Annotated in this window: 15 protein-coding genes and 1 pseudogene; 6 read left to right on the top strand and 10 right to left on the bottom strand. The window is 72.1% G+C overall.

The features are described from left to right. The first annotated feature begins 18 nt into the window (after nt 1-18). Entirely contained in the window at nt 19-1,410 is a 1,392-nt protein-coding gene (locus ACH4U8_RS30125) for an acetyl/propionyl/methylcrotonyl-CoA carboxylase subunit alpha (RefSeq protein WP_395781466.1), read from the top strand. 66 nt (nt 1,411-1,476) lie between these two features. Beyond that, complete coding sequence (locus ACH4U8_RS30130) at nt 1,477-2,514, top strand: nitrous oxide reductase family maturation protein NosD (RefSeq protein WP_395781468.1); 1,038 nt, start codon at nt 1,477-1,479, stop codon at nt 2,512-2,514. Between the two features lie 46 nt (nt 2,515-2,560). Here the strand turns inward: ACH4U8_RS30130 and ACH4U8_RS30135 are convergent, their stop codons facing one another. Further along, on the bottom strand, nt 2,561-4,039 hold the full coding sequence (locus ACH4U8_RS30135) for a multicopper oxidase family protein (protein WP_360319743.1): 1,479 nt from the start codon (nt 4,037-4,039) through the stop codon (nt 2,561-2,563). A 245-nt stretch (nt 4,040-4,284) separates the two neighbouring features. Here ACH4U8_RS30135 and ACH4U8_RS30140 point away from each other — a divergent pair, with 245 nt between their 5' ends. Beyond that, the gene (locus ACH4U8_RS30140; protein WP_360319741.1) at nt 4,285-4,611 is read left to right on the top strand and encodes a chaplin; all 327 of its coding nucleotides are present in this window, start codon (nt 4,285-4,287) and stop codon (nt 4,609-4,611) included. 158 nt (nt 4,612-4,769) lie between these two features. Here ACH4U8_RS30140 and ACH4U8_RS30145 read toward each other — a convergent pair whose 3' ends face one another. The 4 genes from ACH4U8_RS30145 to ACH4U8_RS30160 form a co-directional block, all read right to left on the bottom strand. Next, nucleotides 4,770-5,579, bottom strand: coding sequence for an SAM-dependent methyltransferase (locus tag ACH4U8_RS30145; RefSeq protein WP_395781516.1), 810 nt, complete (start codon nt 5,577-5,579; stop codon nt 4,770-4,772). Between the two features lie 160 nt (nt 5,580-5,739). Next, complete coding sequence (locus tag ACH4U8_RS30150; RefSeq protein WP_395781470.1) at nt 5,740-6,609, bottom strand: RimK family alpha-L-glutamate ligase; 870 nt, start codon at nt 6,607-6,609, stop codon at nt 5,740-5,742. 217 nt (nt 6,610-6,826) lie between these two features. Then, the gene (locus ACH4U8_RS30155; protein ID WP_395781472.1) at nt 6,827-7,612 is read right to left on the bottom strand and encodes a hypothetical protein; all 786 of its coding nucleotides are present in this window, start codon (nt 7,610-7,612) and stop codon (nt 6,827-6,829) included. A gap of 251 nt (nt 7,613-7,863) precedes the next feature. Beyond that, nucleotides 7,864-9,261 (bottom strand): salicylate synthase, encoded by a 1,398-nt coding sequence (locus tag ACH4U8_RS30160; protein WP_395781474.1) that lies wholly within the window; start codon nt 9,259-9,261, stop codon nt 7,864-7,866. 154 nt (nt 9,262-9,415) lie between these two features. On the opposite strand from ACH4U8_RS30160, the gene ACH4U8_RS30165 reads away from it, so the two are divergent. Together ACH4U8_RS30165 and ACH4U8_RS30170 are read left to right on the top strand one after the other, a co-directional pair. Next, nucleotides 9,416-11,059 (top strand): (2,3-dihydroxybenzoyl)adenylate synthase, encoded by a 1,644-nt coding sequence (locus ACH4U8_RS30165; RefSeq protein WP_395781476.1) that lies wholly within the window; start codon nt 9,416-9,418, stop codon nt 11,057-11,059. A gap of 130 nt (nt 11,060-11,189) precedes the next feature. Continuing rightward, on the top strand, nt 11,190-11,978 hold the full coding sequence (locus tag ACH4U8_RS30170) for a VOC family protein (RefSeq protein WP_395781478.1): 789 nt from the start codon (nt 11,190-11,192) through the stop codon (nt 11,976-11,978). A 116-nt stretch (nt 11,979-12,094) separates the two neighbouring features. Here the strand turns inward: ACH4U8_RS30170 and ACH4U8_RS30175 are convergent, their stop codons facing one another. From ACH4U8_RS30175 to ACH4U8_RS30190, 4 genes are all read right to left on the bottom strand, one after another. Then, nucleotides 12,095-14,440, bottom strand: a complete 2,346-nt coding sequence (locus tag ACH4U8_RS30175; protein WP_395781480.1) for a heavy metal translocating P-type ATPase — start codon at nt 14,438-14,440, stop codon at nt 12,095-12,097. A gap of 121 nt (nt 14,441-14,561) precedes the next feature. Beyond that, nucleotides 14,562-15,560 (bottom strand): hypothetical protein, encoded by a 999-nt coding sequence (locus tag ACH4U8_RS30180; RefSeq protein ID WP_360319727.1) that lies wholly within the window; start codon nt 15,558-15,560, stop codon nt 14,562-14,564. Between the two features lie 89 nt (nt 15,561-15,649). Further along, on the bottom strand, nt 15,650-15,925 hold the full coding sequence (locus tag ACH4U8_RS30185; protein WP_395781482.1) for a heavy-metal-associated domain-containing protein: 276 nt from the start codon (nt 15,923-15,925) through the stop codon (nt 15,650-15,652). 243 nt (nt 15,926-16,168) lie between these two features. After that, the gene (locus ACH4U8_RS30190; protein WP_395781484.1) at nt 16,169-16,735 is read right to left on the bottom strand and encodes a DoxX family protein; all 567 of its coding nucleotides are present in this window, start codon (nt 16,733-16,735) and stop codon (nt 16,169-16,171) included. Between the two features lie 97 nt (nt 16,736-16,832). Between ACH4U8_RS30190 and ACH4U8_RS30195 the strand changes: the two genes are divergently transcribed. Beyond that, nucleotides 16,833-17,300 carry a MarR family transcriptional regulator gene (locus ACH4U8_RS30195; RefSeq protein ID WP_360319721.1) on the top strand — a complete coding sequence of 156 codons (468 nt, stop codon included), beginning with the start codon at nt 16,833-16,835 and terminating at the stop codon, nt 17,298-17,300. Between the two features lie 97 nt (nt 17,301-17,397). Here ACH4U8_RS30195 and ACH4U8_RS30200 read toward each other — a convergent pair. Beyond that, nucleotides 17,398-18,303: pseudogene (locus tag ACH4U8_RS30200) on the bottom strand (peptidase M28); the annotation flags it as partial.

Genomic DNA, 18,303 nt, shown 5'->3' on the forward strand with positions numbered 1-18,303 from the left:
ACGACCGAGGGGGTCCAGGTGTTCTCGACCGTGCTCATCGCCAACCGCGGGGAAATCGCCCTGCGGGTGGCCCGCACCTGCCGCGAACTCGGTATTCGCAGCGTCGCCGTGTACTCGACCGCGGACCGTGATTCCGCCGTGGTGCGTTTTGCCGACGAGGCCGTGCACATCGGCCCGCCATCCGCCAGATCCAGCTATCTCAACATGCCGGCGATCATCGAGGCGGCCCGACGCACCGGTGCGCAGGCGATCCACCCGGGCTACGGATTCCTGTCCGAGGACCCCGACTTCGCGGAGATCTGCGAAGCGCACGGGATCACCTTCATCGGACCGCCGCCGCACGTGATGCAGCAACTGGGCGACAAGAGCGAGGCGCGCGCGGTGATGGCCGCCGCCGGGCTGCCGGTCCTGCCGGGCAGCGACGCCGCGTTGGCCTCGCCGGCCGAGGCGGCCGAGGTCGCCGCCCGGGTCGGCTACCCGGTGATCCTCAAGGCGGTCGCGGGCGGCGGCGGTCGCGGCATGAGTGTGGTGCGCGACCCCGACGAACTGGCCTGGGCGTACCAGGACACCCGGGCGCACGCCCGTGCCGTGTTCGGCGACGAACGGCTCTACCTGGAGCGCTACATCGACGACGCGCGGCATGTCGAGGTGCAGGTGTTGTGCGACGGCCACGGCGGCGCGGTGCACCTCGGCGAGCGGGACTGCTCGGTGCAGCGTCGGCACCAGAAGCTGGTCGAGGAGTCCCCGGCCCCGCACCTGCCGGCGGAGGTACGCGACGCGATGTGCGCGGCGGCGCTGCGCGGCGCGAGCGCCGTCGGCTATGTGGGCGCCGGCACCTTCGAGTTCGTGGTCACCCCGGAACACCGGTTCCACCTGCTGGAGATCAACTGCCGGATCCAGGTGGAACACCCGGTGACCGAGATGGTCACCGGCGTCGACATCGTGCGCGAACAGCTCGGCATCGCCGCCGGCGCACCGCTGACGTTCGGTCAGCAGGACGTGGTGCCACAGGGGGTGGCGATCGAGTGCCGGATCAACGCGGAGGACCCGGACCGGGGGTTCGCGCCGACCCCCGGTCGGCTCACCGAGTTCGTGCCGCCCGGCGGGCCGTGCGTACGGATCGACACACACGCCTACCCGGGGTGGACCGTGGGCCCCGACTACGACTCGCTGCTCGCCAAGGTGATCGTCTGGGCGCCCGATCGGGACCGGGCCATCGCGCGCGCCGAGCGGGCGCTGGGCGAGTTCCGGGTGGCCGGCGACGGCGTCCACACCACGGCGGGCTTCCTGCGCCGACTGCTCGCCCACCCGGTGTTCCGCGCCGGGAGACATTCCACCGCCCTGGTCGACACGATGACTTCGGATCCCGCCGAGGTCGCGCCGGCCGCATTGCCCGAGCCCGTTTCCTGAACCGCGCCCGCGCGCCACCCTCTTCCTCTTCGCCACTCCCTCTCTCCCGAAGGCAGAACCTCGCTCATGCACGCACAACGGCTGCTTCCTCTCGCCTGCGCCACCGTCCTGACCGCGCTGGGCTCCGTCCTGGCCCCGGCCGCGCACGCCGACACCCGGCATGTGGTCCATCCCGGCGAATCGATCCAGGCGGCGGTGGACGCCGCCGCGCCGGGGGACATCGTCGACGTGCTGCCCGGCACCTATCCCGGCAGCGTGACGATCGCCACGGACGGCGTCACGATCCGCGGGAGGGGCGAGCGCACCGTGATCACCCCGGGGGAAGCGGACGCGGCGAACGTGTGCGCGGCGGCCGGTCACGGGATCTGTGTGACCGGCACGGAGGAGGATCCGGTGTCCGAGGTACGGATCCAGTCGTTGGCGGTCACCGGCTTCGGCAAGACCGGAGTGATGGGCAGCGGCACCGAACACATGGTGGTGCGGCGCGTGTTCGCGCACGACAACGGGGAGCACGGGATCGGTCAGGAGAAGTCCACCCGCGCCGAGTTCACCGACAACACCGCCGACGACAACGCCCAGGCGGGGCTGTTCCTGGCCGATACCGCCGATGCGATGGGCGCGAGCATCGCCCGCAACCACGCCTCGGGCAACCGGCTCGGCGTGTTGATCCGGCGCGGACGCATGTTGGCGATCGAGTACAACGAACTGACCGGGAACTGCGCCGGCGTGTTCATCGTGGGTGACGAAACCCAGCCGGTGGCCGGGGCGTTGGCGATCCGCCACAATCGCATCGACGAGAACAACAAGTACTGCGAGGCGAATTCGCGGCTGGCCTACATCCAGGGGTCGGGCATTGTGCTCACCGGCGCCCAGGAGACGCAGGTGAGCGACAATCAGGTCCGGGACAACCGGGGCGAGTCGCCGATGTCGGGTGGCATCGTGATGGTGCCCAGCTTCGCCGGCGGGCCGACCACGAACAACGTGATCTCGGACAACGTCGTGCAGCGCAACGAACCGGCGGACCTGGCGAATCGGGACGCCGCGGCGGACAACACGTTCACGGCAAACGTCTGCGGCCGGTCGGAACCGGCCGGCCACTGCTGACCCGCGGTGCCTGGCGGGCGGCAACGCCCGCCCCACGCAGTCGGATTCAGCCCGGCCCCGACATGCCCGGCATGTCGGGGCCGGCGGGTGGGGTGTCGCCGTAGCCCAGGGTCGCCATCATGCCCAACTCGCTGTGGTAGAGGTTGTGGCAGTGCAACATCCATTCGCCGGGATTCTCGGCGAGCACGTCCACGGTGACGCTCTCCCGCGGACGCACCACCACGGTGTCCTTGCGCGGCCCGCCCCCGGCGGCGCCCCGCACCTGGAAGGTGTGTCCGTGCAGGTGGATCGGGTGCCACATGCGGGTGGTGTTGGTGAAGGACAACCGGACGCGCTCGCCGACGGCGACCGGCACCCGCAGCGGGGGCGTGTCGAACGTGGCGGTGGTGCCCAGTCTCCACCCGGTTCCGTCGGGTCCTCGACCCAGCACGAGATCCACGCCGCGAGCCGGCGCGTCGCCCAGATCCACCGAGGGGTCGGCGACCAGGTCCGCCAGGGTGAGCAGACGGCCGTCCGACTCGGGCACGTCGACCGAGGCCGAGGGCGCCTCGCCGCCCGAGGTGCGCACCACCGCGAACGCCCGGTCGCCCTTGCCCTCGGCGAGGGCCACCAGCGGGAACACCCCGTCGGCCAGCGTGACCAGTACGTCGTAGCGCTCGCCCATCCCGATCAGCAGCGTGTCCACGGTGACCGGCAACACCGGGTATCCGTCGGTGTGGGTGACCGTCAGCTCGTGTCCGCCCAGGGCGACCCGGAAGGCGGTGTCCGCCCCGGCGTTGATCAACCGCAGCCGCACGCGGTCACCGGGCGCGGCGCCGAACTCCTCGGGGGCCTGTGGGGTGCGGCCGTTGACGAGGTAGTGCGGGTAGGCGAGGTGACCGGCGACCCCGCCCAGCAGCGTGCTCAGCATGGTCCGCACCGGTCGGGGTCGATCGCGGATGTCGGCCAACGCCGCGTCCGGGTCGGTGCCGGTGCCGTCGAGCCAGTCGTCGAGGACGACGGTCCACTCGGCGTCGTAGCCGAGCGGCTCGGCCGGGTCCTCCACCACGAACGCCCCGTAGGCCGCGCGGTCGAGTTGGGTGCCCACGTGCGAGTGGTAGAAGTACGTGCCCGGATCGGGCGCGGTGAAACGGTAGTCGAAGACGCCGCCCGGAGGCACCGGGACCTGGCTGAGTCCGGGGGCGCCGTCCATCGCCGGATCGATCCGCACGCCGTGCCAGTGCACCGTGGTGTCCTGCGGCAGGTTGTTGCGCAACCGCGCGGACACCGTGCCGCCGGCGGTGACCCGGATCTCCGGACCGGGCACCCGGTCGCCGTAGCCCCACGTGGGCACGGTGCGTGAACCCAGGTCGACGGTGACCGGCGCCGCGTCGAGCAACACGGCGGTGTCCGCGACGGGGAGCACCGATCGTGGGGCGGCGGGGCCGGTGCCGAGCAGTGCCCGAGGGCCGCCGGCGAGCAGGGCGGCGGTGCCGGCCGTACCGAACAGCAGGGCGCGGCGGGTCGGGTGGGAGGGGACAGGCACGATGCGGCCCTGCTTCCTGGGGTCGGCTTGCGATCGGGCTTCGCCCGCCGGGGGCACCGGCGCGGTTCGGCGGCCAGTACCCCGCGCCGACTCGCCGAACACGCCGTTCCGGCCCGGCATCGGCTCCCGCCCGGCGGGTGCCGCCACCCGGGTGAACACCGCGAAAGAGCAGTTGCCTGCCGGGATTCGGGTCGTTGCACCGGTCGGTCGCGCCCATTCACGGCGCCATCCGAAACGGAGCTCAGATGAACACGATCAAGAAGTCCGCGGCCCTCACCGTCGGCATTGCCGCGCTCGTCATGTCGGGTGCCGGTGTCGCCAACGCCGGTGCGGACGCCCAGGGTGCGGCGGTCGGTTCGCCCGGCGTCCTGTCCGGCAACAACCTCCAGGTCCCGATCCACGTGCCGATCAACATCTGCGGCAACAGCCTCAACCTGCTGGGTGCGCTCAACCCGACGATCGGCAACGTGTGCGCGAACGTCGACGGCGACCACGACAAGGGTGAGCACCACTCGAACGGGCACGGCAAGGGTGAGGCCCCGCAGCACCACGGTGGCGGCCACCAGGGCTGACCTGTCGATGCCGCTCGTCCTCCGGCGATAGCGCTCGACACCGCTGAACCGGCGGCCCCTCCGATACGGACGGATCCGAGGGGCCGCCATGCCGGGCGGTCGGGGTGTGTCTTCGGCGGCGCGGCGGGTGTCTCGGGCCCACGTCCGGTTCCGGTCGGCTACGGTTTGCGGCCCACCGCGCCGTACATGGCCACGTCCGGGGTCCGGTCGCCGGCCTCGGGCCGCCAGCGCGAACACGAGACGACGCCGGGTTCGAGCAGTTCCAGACCGTCGAAGAAGCGCGCGATGCCCTCGGGCGAGCGCTGCTTGAGCCGGGGCGTGCCGTGCGCGTTCCAAAAGGCCACGGCGTCGTCCACGTCCGGTGGCGCCGGGGGGCTGGTCACCGTGTGGGACAAGGCCAGGTGACTGCCCGAGGGAAGCGCGTCCAGCAGTCGGCGGACCGTCCCGTACGCCTCGTCGTCGTCGTTGACGAAGATGATCACGCCGAGCAGGACCAGCGCGATGGGCCGGCTGAAGTCCAATGTCTTGGCCGCGCGGGCCAAAATCTCGTCGACGTCGCGCAGATCGGCGTCGATGTAGCGGGTCGCCCCCTCCGGACTGCTGGTCAGCAGGGCCCGGGCGTGCACGAGCACCAGGGGGTCGTTGTCGACGTAGACGATCCGCGACTCCGGGGCCACGCCCTGGGCGATCTCGTGGGTGTTCCCGGCGGTCGGCAGTCCCGTGCCGATGTCGAGGAATTGGCGGATACCCAGGTCGCCGGCGAGATGGCGGATCGCTCGGCCCAGGAACTGCCGGTCGGCGAGCGCGTAATCGCGCGTTCCCGGGTGGATCGCGGCGATCCGATCACCGGTCTCGCGGTCCACGGGATAGTTGTCCTTGCCGCCCAGCCAGTAGTTCCACACCCGGGCGGTATGTGCCACCTCGGTGTCGATCTTCCGCTCTGGTAAAGCCGATTCTGCGTCGAGCATGGACTCGGCCACGAACTCTCATCTCCGGATGCCGTGTGGGGTGGTCCAGGCCAATCTAGGCGCCCGGTACGCCCGGCCGACAGGCATCCCGGTGAACGTTCCATCACGTTCGGCAAACATTTGCGGCCCTGCCGGTCGTACCAGCCGCCGGGCCGCGGCGCTATCGGGCGCGTTCGTGCACGAGGTCGGTGAAGCGCCGCAGGGCGGTGTCGTCGTCGATGATGAACAGGTTGGGCTCCACCAGTTCCAGTTCCATCAGGACCGGGGATCCGTCGTCGGCCAGGGCCAGGTCCACCCGGGCGTACAACGGTGTGTGCGAGCCGGGCACGGCGGCCAACGCGGCTGCGGCCAGGTCCAGTTCGGCGGCCGAGGGTTGGTGCGGGAGCAGGCCCGGATGTGCTTCGCGATCGTTGTCCAGGACGCCCGGCTCGGTCAGCACCGGCCCCTTGCGCATCGCGTGGCTGAACGCGCCGCCGAGGAAGACCAACGCCCGTTCGCCCTCGTCGATCCGGGACAGGTAGGGCTGCACCATCGCGGTCGCCCCACCCGCGTGCAGCGCGGCGACGTGTCGACGGGCGGCGTCGCGATGCCGCTGCGCGTAGCGGGCGGTGTCGCGGGCGCCGGCCGAGACGGCGGGCTTGACCACGAACTCGCCGTGCTCGGGCAGGATCGGCGGCTCGCCCGGGGCGACGAACCGGGTGGGCACGACCGGGACACCCCGGGCGGCGAGTTCGTGCAGGTATCGCTTGTCGGTGTTCCACCGCAGCAGGGCGATCGGATTGTCCAGCCGGGTCACCGCCGCGACCGCCTCCGCCCAGGCCAGGTAGTGCGTTCGGCGCTCGGCGTAGTCCCACGTGGATCTGATCACCACGGCGGCGCAGGCCGACCAGTCGAACCCCTCCGCGTCCCAGCACACCGCCACGGCGTCGAGCCCGCGGGCGCGCAGCGCGGCGAGCATCGCCGGCAGGTCCCGGTCCAGGTCGAGCCCCGGGGTCGAGGTGGCCAGTGCCACCCGGATCGCGTCGGACATGCGAACCTCCGCATCGGGGCGAAACAGGAACCGCGCCGGTCGGCGCGAGTTCGCCCAGCCTAGGGTTCCCGTGCCCGACGGGTGGTACGCGGTCACCTCGGGTCGGTCCGAACGGGCGAAGGGCAGCGGTCCGGGACGACACCGCCGGCCCGACGCAGCCGTGAGGCGTGCCGTCGGGCCGGCGGTGGGTGGTGCGTCCGGGCGTGCCCGGGGTGGTTCAGGCGCCGGGGCCGGTGAACAGGCCGCGGCCGGCCTTGATCGCGCGACCGGCCTTGACCAGGCCCTCCGTGGACGTGCGCACGCTCTCCATCCGGCTCTTGGTGGCGGTCTCGCCCAGGGCCTCGGTGAGTTGGCGGACGTTCATGGGTTCGCCGGTGCCTTCCAACAACGCGGCGATCTCGTCGCGCAGGTGGGAGCGGACCGGGCGAGCGGCCACCGGTTCGGGTGCGACCGGCTCGGGTGCGACCGACTCGACGGGAGCGGCCTTCGCCCGCGTGGTCTTCCTCTTGGCGGCGGGCTTGGCAGCGGACTTGCTCGCCGGCTTCGCGGCCGGCTTGCCGGCGGGCTTGGCCGCCGGGGCCTTACGCGTCGACGCGGACTGTATCCGCGTCTTTTCCTTCGTGGCGGCGACCGCCTTGCGCTTCCGGCTCGGGGCCGGAGTGGCGACGACGACCTCTTCGACCGGCGCCGCTTCGACCGCGGCCTCTTCGACCACGTCCGCCTCGACCGGCGCCTCCTCGACCGGCACGACCTCGACTGGCGCCTCGGCCGGGGTTTCGGCCTCGACCGGCACGACCTCGACCGGTGCGACGGGCTCGACCTCGACCCGCGGCAGCGGCACCAGCGGACGGATCAGCGCGAGGTGCTCCACCGCGCTGATCCGGGCCGCCAACTGCCGTTCCACGTCCGCCAGTTCATCGCGCAGCCGGTCTCGCTGCGCGGTCAGTTCGGTAGCCTCCCTCTCCAACGAAATCCGCAGTTCGTCCACAGACGATGCGACCATCCGGCGACTCCTTCTCATGCCACTGGGACAGTGAAAGGGTGAACGCAACCCACCGATGGGCCGACGATTCCCCTCCCGGCGGGTGGGAACTTCCCACCCGCACTGCGCCCATGATCCACCGAAACCCCTTTCCGCGGGGCGGCGGTATGCAAGTGTGATGAAGGGAAGGCCGTAATGGTGTAGGGACGCCGCCGGACGCCGGGTACCGTTCCGGCCCGCCGGGCCCCGGTCGAGGCGGGCCGGAACGGTGGTCAGCCGGCGGTCAGCACGGCGGGGTGCGGGTCCCCGGTGTCGCCGGTCGGGTCGACGTGTTCGGGAACGAGGAAGCGCGAGACGCTGTACAACTTCTCCCGGGTCTCCTCCAACTCGCGCTCGGGGGTGGAGTGCGCGACGACGCCCGCGCCGGCCCGCAGCCAGGTGTGCCCGTCGTGGCGGAAGACGCTGCGCAGCACCAGGGCCGCGTCCAGGGTGCCGTCGGCGTCGACGGTGAGCACCGATCCGCTGTACAGGCCCCGGGGCCCGCTCTCCAGACGGTGGATCAGCCCGCATGCCTCGGCCTTGGGAATGCCGGACGCGGTGACCGCGGGGAAGAGCGCGGCCACCGCGTCCCACGCGGTGCGCCCCTCGGCCAGTCGGCCGGACAACCGCGAGGCCAGGTGTTGCACGCTGCCGCGTTCCTTGACGCTCATGAAGTCGTCGATGTGCACGCTGCCTTCGGCGCAGACCGTGGCCAACTCCTCGCGGGCCAGGCGCACGGATATGGCGTGCTCGAAGACCTCCTTGGCGTCGCGGTACAACTCCTCGCGCCGGGACCGGTCCGCCGTGGGGTCGCCGGCGAACGCCCGGGTGCCCGCCAGTGGTTGGGTGGTCACGGTGCGGTCCCGGGTGACCCGGGCGACGATTTCCGGACTGAAACCGGTCGCCTGCCACCCGCCCAGCCTCAGCAGGAACGAGCGGGCCGGGTCGTTGCCCCGACGACCGGCGAGATAGGTGGCGGGCAGATCGATCGGCTCGGGAACGGGCACGCGTCGGGAGACGATGACCTTGTCCAACTGCCCGGCCCGGATGGCGGCGACCGACGCGGTGACGGCCGCGCGATAGTCGTCGGCGCCGTGATCGCGCACATCGGCTCGGATCCGGGCCGCACGCACGGGCGCCTCGGCCGCCGACACGGCGGCGGCGAGCCGCACTTCGAGGTGGTCGAGATCGTCCGGGTCCAGGGCGCGCAGCAGCGCCGCCCCCTCGGTCAGCCGGATCTCCCGGCGCGGCACGGCGACCCGGGCGATCGGCGGACCGTCCGTGCCGGCGGCCCGGGCCGGGCCGCCGCCGTGCAACGCGTGGCTCAGCTCGAAGGCCAGCCAGCCGTACGCCCGCCACCCCGTGACGTCGACCTCGGCCAGGGCGCGGGCCACCGCGTCCAGTGGGCGCGCCCCGGTGGCGACGGTGCGGGTCGCGCCGGCCACGGTCAGCGTGGTCGCGCCGACACCCGCGGACACGAGTGCGTACGGCGACTCCCCCCAACCGACTTCGCCTTCGTTCTCGTAGACGACGAACTCGTCCGTGGTGGAGGCGGCGAGGGCGGCGGCGACGGCGACGGGGTCGGCGGCGCAGGCCACCGGCCGCTCGTGGAAGACCGAGGGGGAGGTCACAGCTCTTCTCGCTTTCAAGAAGGGGCCAGCGTTCAAGAGACCGAGCGAAGCGAAATTCAGGTTCCCGGTGGGCGAGGACACGGCGACGTATTCAGGTTAGCCTAACCAAAGTCTCGCATCTCGAACAGTGATCGTTCCGGAGGTCGACCACCCGATGAGCCAAGCCAACTCGCCGGTGCCGCCCCGTGCTTCGGGCCTGACGCCGTGGCCGGAAGAGACGGCCGCCGCCTACCGCGCGGCCGGATACTGGGACGGCCGCACGCTGGGCGGGCTGTTGCGCGACTGGACCGCCGCGTACGGCGACGACCTCGCGGTCGTGGCCGGCGAACAGCGCCTGACGTATCGTCAACTCGACGCCCGGGTCGACCGGATGGCCGGGGGGCTCGCCGATCTCGGGCTGCGTGCCGGCGACCGGGTCGTGGTGCAACTGCCCAACGTCGCCGCGTTCCCGGTGTTGTTCTTCGCCCTGGCCCGACTCGGCGCGATCCCGGTGTTGACGCTGCCCGCGCACCGCATCACCGAGATCGGCCACCTGGCCCGGCTGAGCGAGGCCGTCGCCTACGTGGTGGCCGACGAGTTCGCCGGCTTCGACTACCGCGACCTGGCGACCCGAGTGCTCGCCGAGGCGCCCTCGGTGCGGCACGTCCTGGTCGCCGGCGACCCCGGACCGCATCGGGCCCTGGACACCGTCGACGGCGAACCGCGCCCGCACGCCGAGCCCGATCCGGGCGACCTGGCACTGCTGTTGGTGTCCGGCGGCACCACCGGCGTGCCCAAACTCATCCCGCGCACGCACGACGACTACGGGTACAACGCCCGGGAGAGCGCGCGCGCCTGCGACCTCGACGCGGACACCGTCTACCTCGCGTGCCTGCCGGTCGCGCACAACTTCCCGCTGGCCTGCCCGGGTCTGCTCGGCACGTTGTCCGTGGGCGGCACCGTGGTGCTCTGCCCGTCACCGGCACCCGACGCCGCGTTCCCGCTGATCCAGGCCGAGGGGGTCACGCACACCGCGCTGGTCCCGCCGCTGATCCCGCTGTGGCTGGGCACCGCCGAATGGGACGACAGCGACCTGTCCAGCCTGCGACTGCTCCAGGCCGGCGGCTCGAAGTTGTCCGCCGAGGTGGCCCGGACGGTGCCCGAGGGGCTGGGCTGCGCCGTACAACAGGTCTTCGGCATGGCCGAGGGCCTGCTCAACTACACCCACGCGGGCGACGACGAGGAGATCGTCACCGGCACCCAGGGCCGACCGCTGAGCCCCGACGACGAACTGCGCGTCGTGGACGCGGAAGGGCGCGACGTGGCCCCCGGCGAGATCGGCGAACTCCTGGTTCGCGGGCCGTACACGCTGCGCGGTTACTACCGGGCGCCCGAGGTGAACGCCACGGCCTTCACCGCCGACGGGTACTACTGCTCCGGCGACCTGGTCCGGTGCCTGCCCTCCGGATACCTGGTGGTCGAGGGGCGGGTGAAGGACACCATCGACCGCAACGGCGAGAGCGTCTCCGCCGAGGAGGTCGAGACCCACGTCCGAGCCCACCCGAGCATCGAACACTGCGCCGCGATCGGGCTGTCCGACGCCGACCGCGGCGAACGCATCTGTGCGGTGGTGATCCCGGTGGGCGGCGTCGAGGCGCCCACGCCGGCGCAGTTGCGCGCCTTCCTGATCGAACGCGGCGTCGCGGCGTTCAAGCTGCCGGATCACATCGCCGTCGTCACCGAGTTCCCGCTCACCGCGATCGGCAAGATCGACAAGCGCGCGTTGGTCGACACGTTGTCGCGGCCGGCGACGCACTGATCGACGCCGGACGGACGGACCCCGGGCCCGCGCACCACCGCACGTGACCGGGGTGGCGGGCGGTCGGGTGGGCGTCGACGATGAAGAACACGGGGGTCGTTCTTCGTCGGCTTCTCTGGAGGTTCTCGTCATGCCCGTGGTCACCAACCCCTACGTGCCCGGCACACCGTGTTGGGTCGACCTGATGGTTCCCGACCAGCAGGCCGCCCTGGACTTCTACCGCGACCTGTTCGGCTGGCAGGGCGAGGTCGGGCCGCCGGAGACCGGTGGTTACGCCGTTTGCTCGCTGAACGGGAAGGCCGTCGCGGGCATCATGGCCGCGATGTCCCCGGACGGCGGGCCGCCGCCGCCGACCGCGTGGACCACCTACCTGGCCGCCATCGACGCGGACGCCACCCAGGAGGCGATCAAGAAGGCAGGCGGCCGGGTGATCATGCCGGCGATGGATGTGATGACGCTCGGCCGGATGGGTGTGGTCGCCGAGCCCGGGGGCGCGGTGTTCGGTCTGTGGCAGGCGCGGGACTTCGGTGGCTCGGAGGTGGTCAACGAGCCCGGCGCGGTGATCTGGAACGAGCTGAACACCGGCGACGTCGCCGCCACGAGCACGTTCTGCTCGACCGCGCTGGGTCTGGAGGCCGCGGCGATGGAGGGCGCCGAGGGCTACTACGCGCTGAGCGCGGGCGACCGGGTGGTCGCCGGGATGCAGGATTTGACCCAGTTGCCGCCCGGCACGCCCGCGCACTGGCTGACGTACTTCTCGGTGGACGACACGGACAGCACCGTCGACGCGCTGGTCAAGGCCGGCGGCAACGTGCTCAAGCCGCCGTTCGACATGATGGCGGGCCGGATGGCCGTGGTCCAGGATCCGCAGGGCGGCGCGTTCGCGGTGATCCAGGCGGTGGGTCCGGCGCCGGCCTGAGCCCGATCCGCGCCCGGCGTCGCGAACACCCGCCGGGGCGATCCCCCGAACGGCCGAAGCCCGCTCGATGCGATGGCATCGAGCGGGCTTCGGCGATCGTGGTCGGGCGCGGCGGGTCAGCCGGCGATCGGGGCGGGCACGGCCGGGTCGGTCCGGTCGGTCGTGGTCGGGTGGGTTTCGTCGGCGAGAGCCTTGAAGCCGCGCAGGCGCAGGCTGTTGCTGATCACGAAGACCGAGCTGAAGGCCATCGCGGCGCCGGCGAGCATCGGGTTGAGCAGTCCGGCCGCGGCGAGCGGCAGGGCGGCGACGTTGTAGGCGAAGGCCCAGAACAGGTTGGACTTGATCGTGCCCAGGGTCTTGCGGGCCAGCCGGATAGCATCGGCGGCGGCGCGCAGGTCGCCGCGGACCAGGGTCAGGTCGGACGCCTCGATCGCGACGTCGGTGCCGGTGCCCATGGCCAGGCCCAGATCGGCGGTGGCCAGGGCCGCCGCGTCGTTGACGCCGTCGCCGACCATCGCCACGATCCGGCCCTCGGCCTGGAGCCGGGTGACCACGTCGACCTTGTCCTTGGGCATCACCTCGGCGTGCACGTGCTCCGGGTCGATGCCGACCTGCGCGGCGACGGTGTGTGCCACCGTGGCGTTGTCGCCGGTGAGCAGGATCGGGGTGAGCCCCAGCTCGCGGAAGCGCCGGATGGCCTCGGCGGAGGTGGGCTTGACCGCGTCCGCGACCACCAGGACGGCGCGGGCCCGGCCGTCCCAGGCCACCGCGACGGCGGTACGCCCCAGGGCCTCGGCGTCGGCCATCGCCCGTTCCAGCTCGACCGGCAACTCCAGGGCCCATTCGGCCAGCAGCCGGGTGCGGCCGACCAGCACGGCGTGGCCCTCGACGATGCCCTGCACGCCGAGCCCCTCGACGTTGGCGAAGTCCTCGGGGTCGGGCAGGTCGCCGACCCGCTCGGCGGCGCCGGCGGCGATCGCCTGGGCGATCGGGTGCTCGGAGGCGTTCTCCAGGGCACCCGCGAGCCGCAGCACCTCGTCCGCGTCCTCGCCGACGGCCAGGTGGGTGTCGAGCAGGGTCATCCGGCCGGTGGTGACGGTGCCGGTCTTGTCCAGGACGATCGTGTCGACGCGGCGGGTGGATTCCAGCACCTCGGGGCCCTTGATCAGGATGCCCAGTTGTGCGCCGCGCCCGGTGCCGACCATCAGCGCGGTGGGCGTGGCCAGGCCCAGGGCGCACGGGCAGGCGATGATCAGCACGGCGACGGCGGCGGTGAACGCGCCGGCGATGCCCTGTCCGGTGCCCCACCAGAAGCCGAGGGTGGCGGCGGCCAGCGCGATCACGATGGGTACGAAGATGCCGGAGACCTTGTCGGCCAGGCGCTGCACCTGGGCCTTGCCGTTCTGGGCGTCCTCGACCAGGCGGGCCATCCGGGCGAGCTGGGTGTCGGCGCCGATCCGGGTGGCCCGGACCACCAGTCGGCCGCCGGCGTTGACGGTGGCGCCGGTGACGGTGTCGCCGGGGCCGACCTCGACGGGGACCGACTCGCCGGTGAGCATCGAGGCGTCCACGGCGGAGGTGCCCTGCTCGATCACGCCGTCGGTGGCGATCTTCTCGCCGGGGCGGACCACGAACAGGTCCCCGACGGCCAACTGCTCGACCGGGATGCGCTCCTCGCGACCGTCCCGCAGCACCGCCACGTCGCGGGCGCCGAGTTCGAGCAGGGCCTTGAGCGCGGCGCCGGAGCGGCGCTTGGCGCGGGCCTCGAAGTAGCGGCCGGCCAGGATGAAGGTGGTCACGCCGGCGGCGGCTTCGAGGTAGATGTTGCCCGCTCCGTCGCCGCGTTCGATGGCGAAGGAGAACGCGTGGGTCATGCCGGGCTCGCCGGCGGAGCCCCAGAAGAGTGCGTAGACGGACCAGGCGAGCGCGGCGAGGGTGCCCATCGACACGAGGGTGTCCATGGTCGAGGTGCCGTGCCGCAGGTTGGTCCACGCGGCCTTGTGGAACGGCCAGGCGCCGTACGCGACGACCGGCCAGGCCAGGGCGAGGGAGAGCCACTGCCAGTTGGTGAACTGAAGGGCGGGAACCATCGCCATCGCGATCACCGGCACGGTCAGCACGGCCGAGATGAGCAGCCGGTCGCGCAGAGCGCGCACCCGACCCCCGTCCGCGTCCGCGCCCGGCGCCGGCTCGCCGGCGGCTCCGGCGGTCTCGGGCGGGGCGGGGAGCTCGGCGGTGTAGCCGGCGGCCTCGACCTGGGCGACCAGGTCGGCGGGGGCGATGTCGGCGGTGTAGCTGACCTTGGCCTTCTCGGTGGCGTAGTTGACCGTCGCGGTCACACCGTCGAGCTTGTTGAGCCGCTTCTCGATGCGCATCGCGCACGAGGCGCAGGTCATGCCGCCGATCGAGAGTTCGATCTCCCCGCTGTTCGGTGGCGCCGAGGTCTCGGTGGTCGAACCCATCGCCTGCTCCTTCGCATCTCGCTCGTACTGGTGTGGCCGTCCCACGATCACATTGAACTATACCCTAGGGGGGTATCGGGAGGACAGCGGTCGGCCTTTGTTTCGATCTTGACGGGTGTTGCTAGTGTCCGTGCTCGCCGTGTTCCGGGGTGCCGGCGGGCGGTGTGGCGGCCTGCGCCGCGGGTGTGTTCGGGGCGCCGACGGCGACGGTGAACTCCGCGGTGCGGACCGTGTCGCCGTGCCGGAAGTCCAGGTACAGGCGGTAGTTGCCCGCGCTGGGCGCCTGGGCGTGGAAGGCGATGCCGGGTCCCGCGGGGGTCTTGCCGTCGCCGGGCGCGCCCTGCGGGTGGACGTGCAGGTAGCCGAGGTCGCCCTGGCGGAGTGCGACCAGGTGGCCGTACGCGCCGAGGTAGGGCTGGAGGTCGGTGACCGGGCGGCCGTCCCGGCTCACGTTCAGGGTCAGCAGGCCCGACTGGGCCGCGGACAGGTCGCCGGTCAGGGTCACGGTGTAGCCGTCGACGGTCGCGGTGCGGGTCGGGGCCGGCAGCGCGGCCGGTTCGTAGGCGCCGGCGACGATCACGTCGGCGCCGAGGGTGAGCGGCCCGGCCGGGTCGCCGGTGGGGGTGAAGTCGGCGAACATCCGGTAGGTGCCGGCGTTCGCGAAGGTCAGCGGCACGCTCCAGGTCCCGTCCGCGCCGAGCACGGGGTGCACGTGTTGGAAGCCGGACAGGTCGCGCCGGGCCACGATCAGGTGCAGGTCCTTGTCGTGGGCACGGTCGTAGCGGGTCCATGGTTGCCCGTCCGGGCCGAGCACGCGGAAGCGGAATTCGGTCGAGGTGCCGGCCGGCAGCGGTTCGGCGGGCGGTACCAGGGTGTAGCCGCGTTCGGCGACCTGTAGGCCACCGGGCATCTCGGCGGCGGGTGCGGCGGCGGGCACGGCACCGGTCGGGCCGGTGGGAGCGCCGGTGCCGGTCGACGGGCCGGCGGCGCCGCCGTGCCCGCCGTGTGCGGGCGCCGGGTCGGAGCCGACCGGGCCGACCGCGTGGCCCACGCCGAACGCGGCGCCGAAGGCCAGGACGATGCCGGCGCCGAACGCGCCGACCTTGACTGCCGTGTTCATGGTCTCTCCGTGATCGATGCGTCGGGGTGTCGGCCGGCGGTGGGGCCGCCGGGAGGGCGTCGGGGCCGACCGCCGCCCTCCCGAGGTGGTCAGTGGCAGGTGCCGCAGCAGCTCGCGCCCGCCGCCGGCGCCTCGACCGGGGTCGGGACGAGCGCGTAGCCGGCCTCGTCGATCGCCGCCGCGACGGCGGTCTCGGCCAGGGCGGTGTCGGAGGTCACGGTGACCCGGCCGCTCGCGAGGTCGACCGCGACGTCGGTGACGCCGTCGAGCAGGCCGACTTGGGCCCGCACCGACGAGACGCAGTGGCCACAGGTCATGCCGGTGACGGTGTAGGTGGTGGCGACGGCGGAAGTGGACGTGCTCATGGCGAAGCCTCCTGATGCTCGGTTTCGCCGCACCGGAGGTGGCCCGGTCGGCGAGTACGGTTACAACATACCCCCCCTAGGTATGTAGTCAAGCCCGTTCGAGTCGATCGGGAGTGCTGATTGCCGCCGAGGTCCGGCGGCTCGCGGTGCACGGGCCGCACATGGCTCGGCCCCGGCCCGGGAGTCCGGGTCGGGGCCGGCGGCGGTTCGCCGCGGGGTGGGGTGCGCGCACCCCGGGTCGGGTCAGTCGCGCAGCATCAGGATGACGCCGGCGGTGACCACTCCGATCGCGACGGCGGCGATGCCGTAGGCGAGGCGGTGGGCCCGCAGGACCGGCAGGAAGCGGTCGACGGCAAGTCGACCGGGGCCGGTCAGCGCGAGTGCGGCGGCGGCCGAGGTCAGCAACAGTTCGTACTCCACGCCGTTGGGCGCGAAGAAGCCGCCGTCCCACTTGACCGCGACGGCGTTGATCATGGTGCCCACGATCGCGGCGGCGGCCAGGGGTGTGCACAGGCCGATCAACAGGGCCAGGCCGCCGAAGGTCTCGGTCAGGCCGGCCACCGTGGCCATCGCCTTGCCGGACGGGTAGCCGCTCATGGTGAAGAACTGGCCGGTGCCGTCCAGGCCGGCGCCGTCGAACCAGCCGAACAACTTCTGGCTGCCGTGTGCGGCCATGGTCAGGCCGACCACCACTCGCAGCAGGGCCAGCCCCAGGTCGTAGCCGTGCAGGGACGGGCCGGGCGCGGTCGGCGACGCGGGGCCGGTGGGCCGGTCGGGGCTGCGGAGGGTCGTCTCGGCGGGGGAGGCCATGCGGGTGTCTCCTGTCGATGCGAGGGCAGTTCAAATTTGAACTACTTCGACGCTACAGGCCGACTTCGGCTTCGACAAGCTCAGTAGGCTGGGGCGCATGAGCGAACCGCGTTGGCTGGACGACCTCGAGATGGCTGCGTGGCAGAGCTTCGTCGAGGCCGGCCACCGCGTGGACCGAGCGCTGGAGCGACAGCTCAAGGACGAGGCCGGTCTCTCGCATCCGCAGTACGAGATCCTCGTGCACCTGTCCGCGGCGCCGGGCGGCGAACTGCGGATGGCCGAACTGGCCGAGGAACTGATCACGTCCAAGAGCGGGATCACCTACCAGGTCGCCCAACTGGAGAAGCTGGGACTGGTGCGCCGACGCGCGTGCCCCGAACAGCCGCGCGGCGTCTACGCGGTGCTCACCGAACAGGGCGAGCAGCGGTTGCGCGGCGCCGCCCCGGCGCATGTCGAGCGGGTTCGCGAAGTATTGATCGACGTCCTGGACCGCGAGCAACTCGCGGTCCTGGCCGAGGCGTTGGGCACGGTCGGCCGCCGGCTGCGGGCGCACGACCGGCCCTGATCGGCACCCGTGCCGAGCCCGAACGGCGAGGCGCCCCGCTCCCGGACGATGCGTCGGGAGCGGGGCGCCGATCGTCGGTCGCCCGATCGGGGACGGGTCAGGAGATGCTGACGTCGTCCACGAAGAAGGTGGTCGTGGCGGACTCGTCCTCGGCGCCGGCGAACTGGAGAGTCACCGTCTGGCCCGCGTAGGAGCTCAGGTCGATGGTCTTCTGTACGTAGGTGCCGGTGGCGTTGGCGTTGGAGTAGGTGGCCAGGGTCGTGCCGTTGACCTGGACGTTGAGTGTGTCGTAGACCGTGTTGCCGACTTCCTCGGTGGTGATCTTGACCCACACGCGGAGTTGGCCGTTGGCCGGGACCGAGATGTTGGACTGGCTCAGGGTTTCGGTGGCGGTGCTGCCGTAACCCATCATCCAGGCGTACCAGCCACCGCTGTGCGGGGTGGCCTGGGTGCTGTTGGTGATGTCGTTGGCGCTCTGCGTCCAGTTGGCGGTGCCCTGCTCGAAGCCGCCGTTCTGGAGCGCGTTGCCCGGGTTGGAGTTGCCCACGGTCAGGGTGTACGTGGTCGTGTGGGTGACCGAACCGGTGCCGATGACGGAGATCTGGTAGGTGCCGGGAGTGGTGTTGGCCGCGACCGTGATGGTGGCGGTCGAGGACGCCCCGGACTGGACGGACGTCGGGTTGAAGGTCACCCCGACCCCGTTCGGCGCGCCACTGGAGCTGAGCGCCACGGTCTGCGCCGCGCCGCTCACGGTGGAGGTGTTCACCGTCGTGGAGACGGTGCCGCCGGTGGAGGGGACGTTACCCGCGCCGGGCGCGACCGAGATCGAGAAGTCCGGGCCGGGGGTGGTGCCGCCGACCGCGGTCTTCCAGATGGTGTAGGCGACACCGTCGGCGCTGCGGTCCAGGACCGTGGCGCTGATGTTGGCGGTGGTGTCGCACGCGGAGTGGTAGCAGGAGTCGTACGAGGCGTTGGCCTGGCCGCCCCACTTGGTGGCCTGTGC

Source organism: Embleya sp. NPDC020886 (genome assembly GCF_044333915.1).
In the GTDB taxonomy this organism is placed as follows: domain Bacteria; phylum Actinomycetota; class Actinomycetes; order Streptomycetales; family Streptomycetaceae; genus Embleya.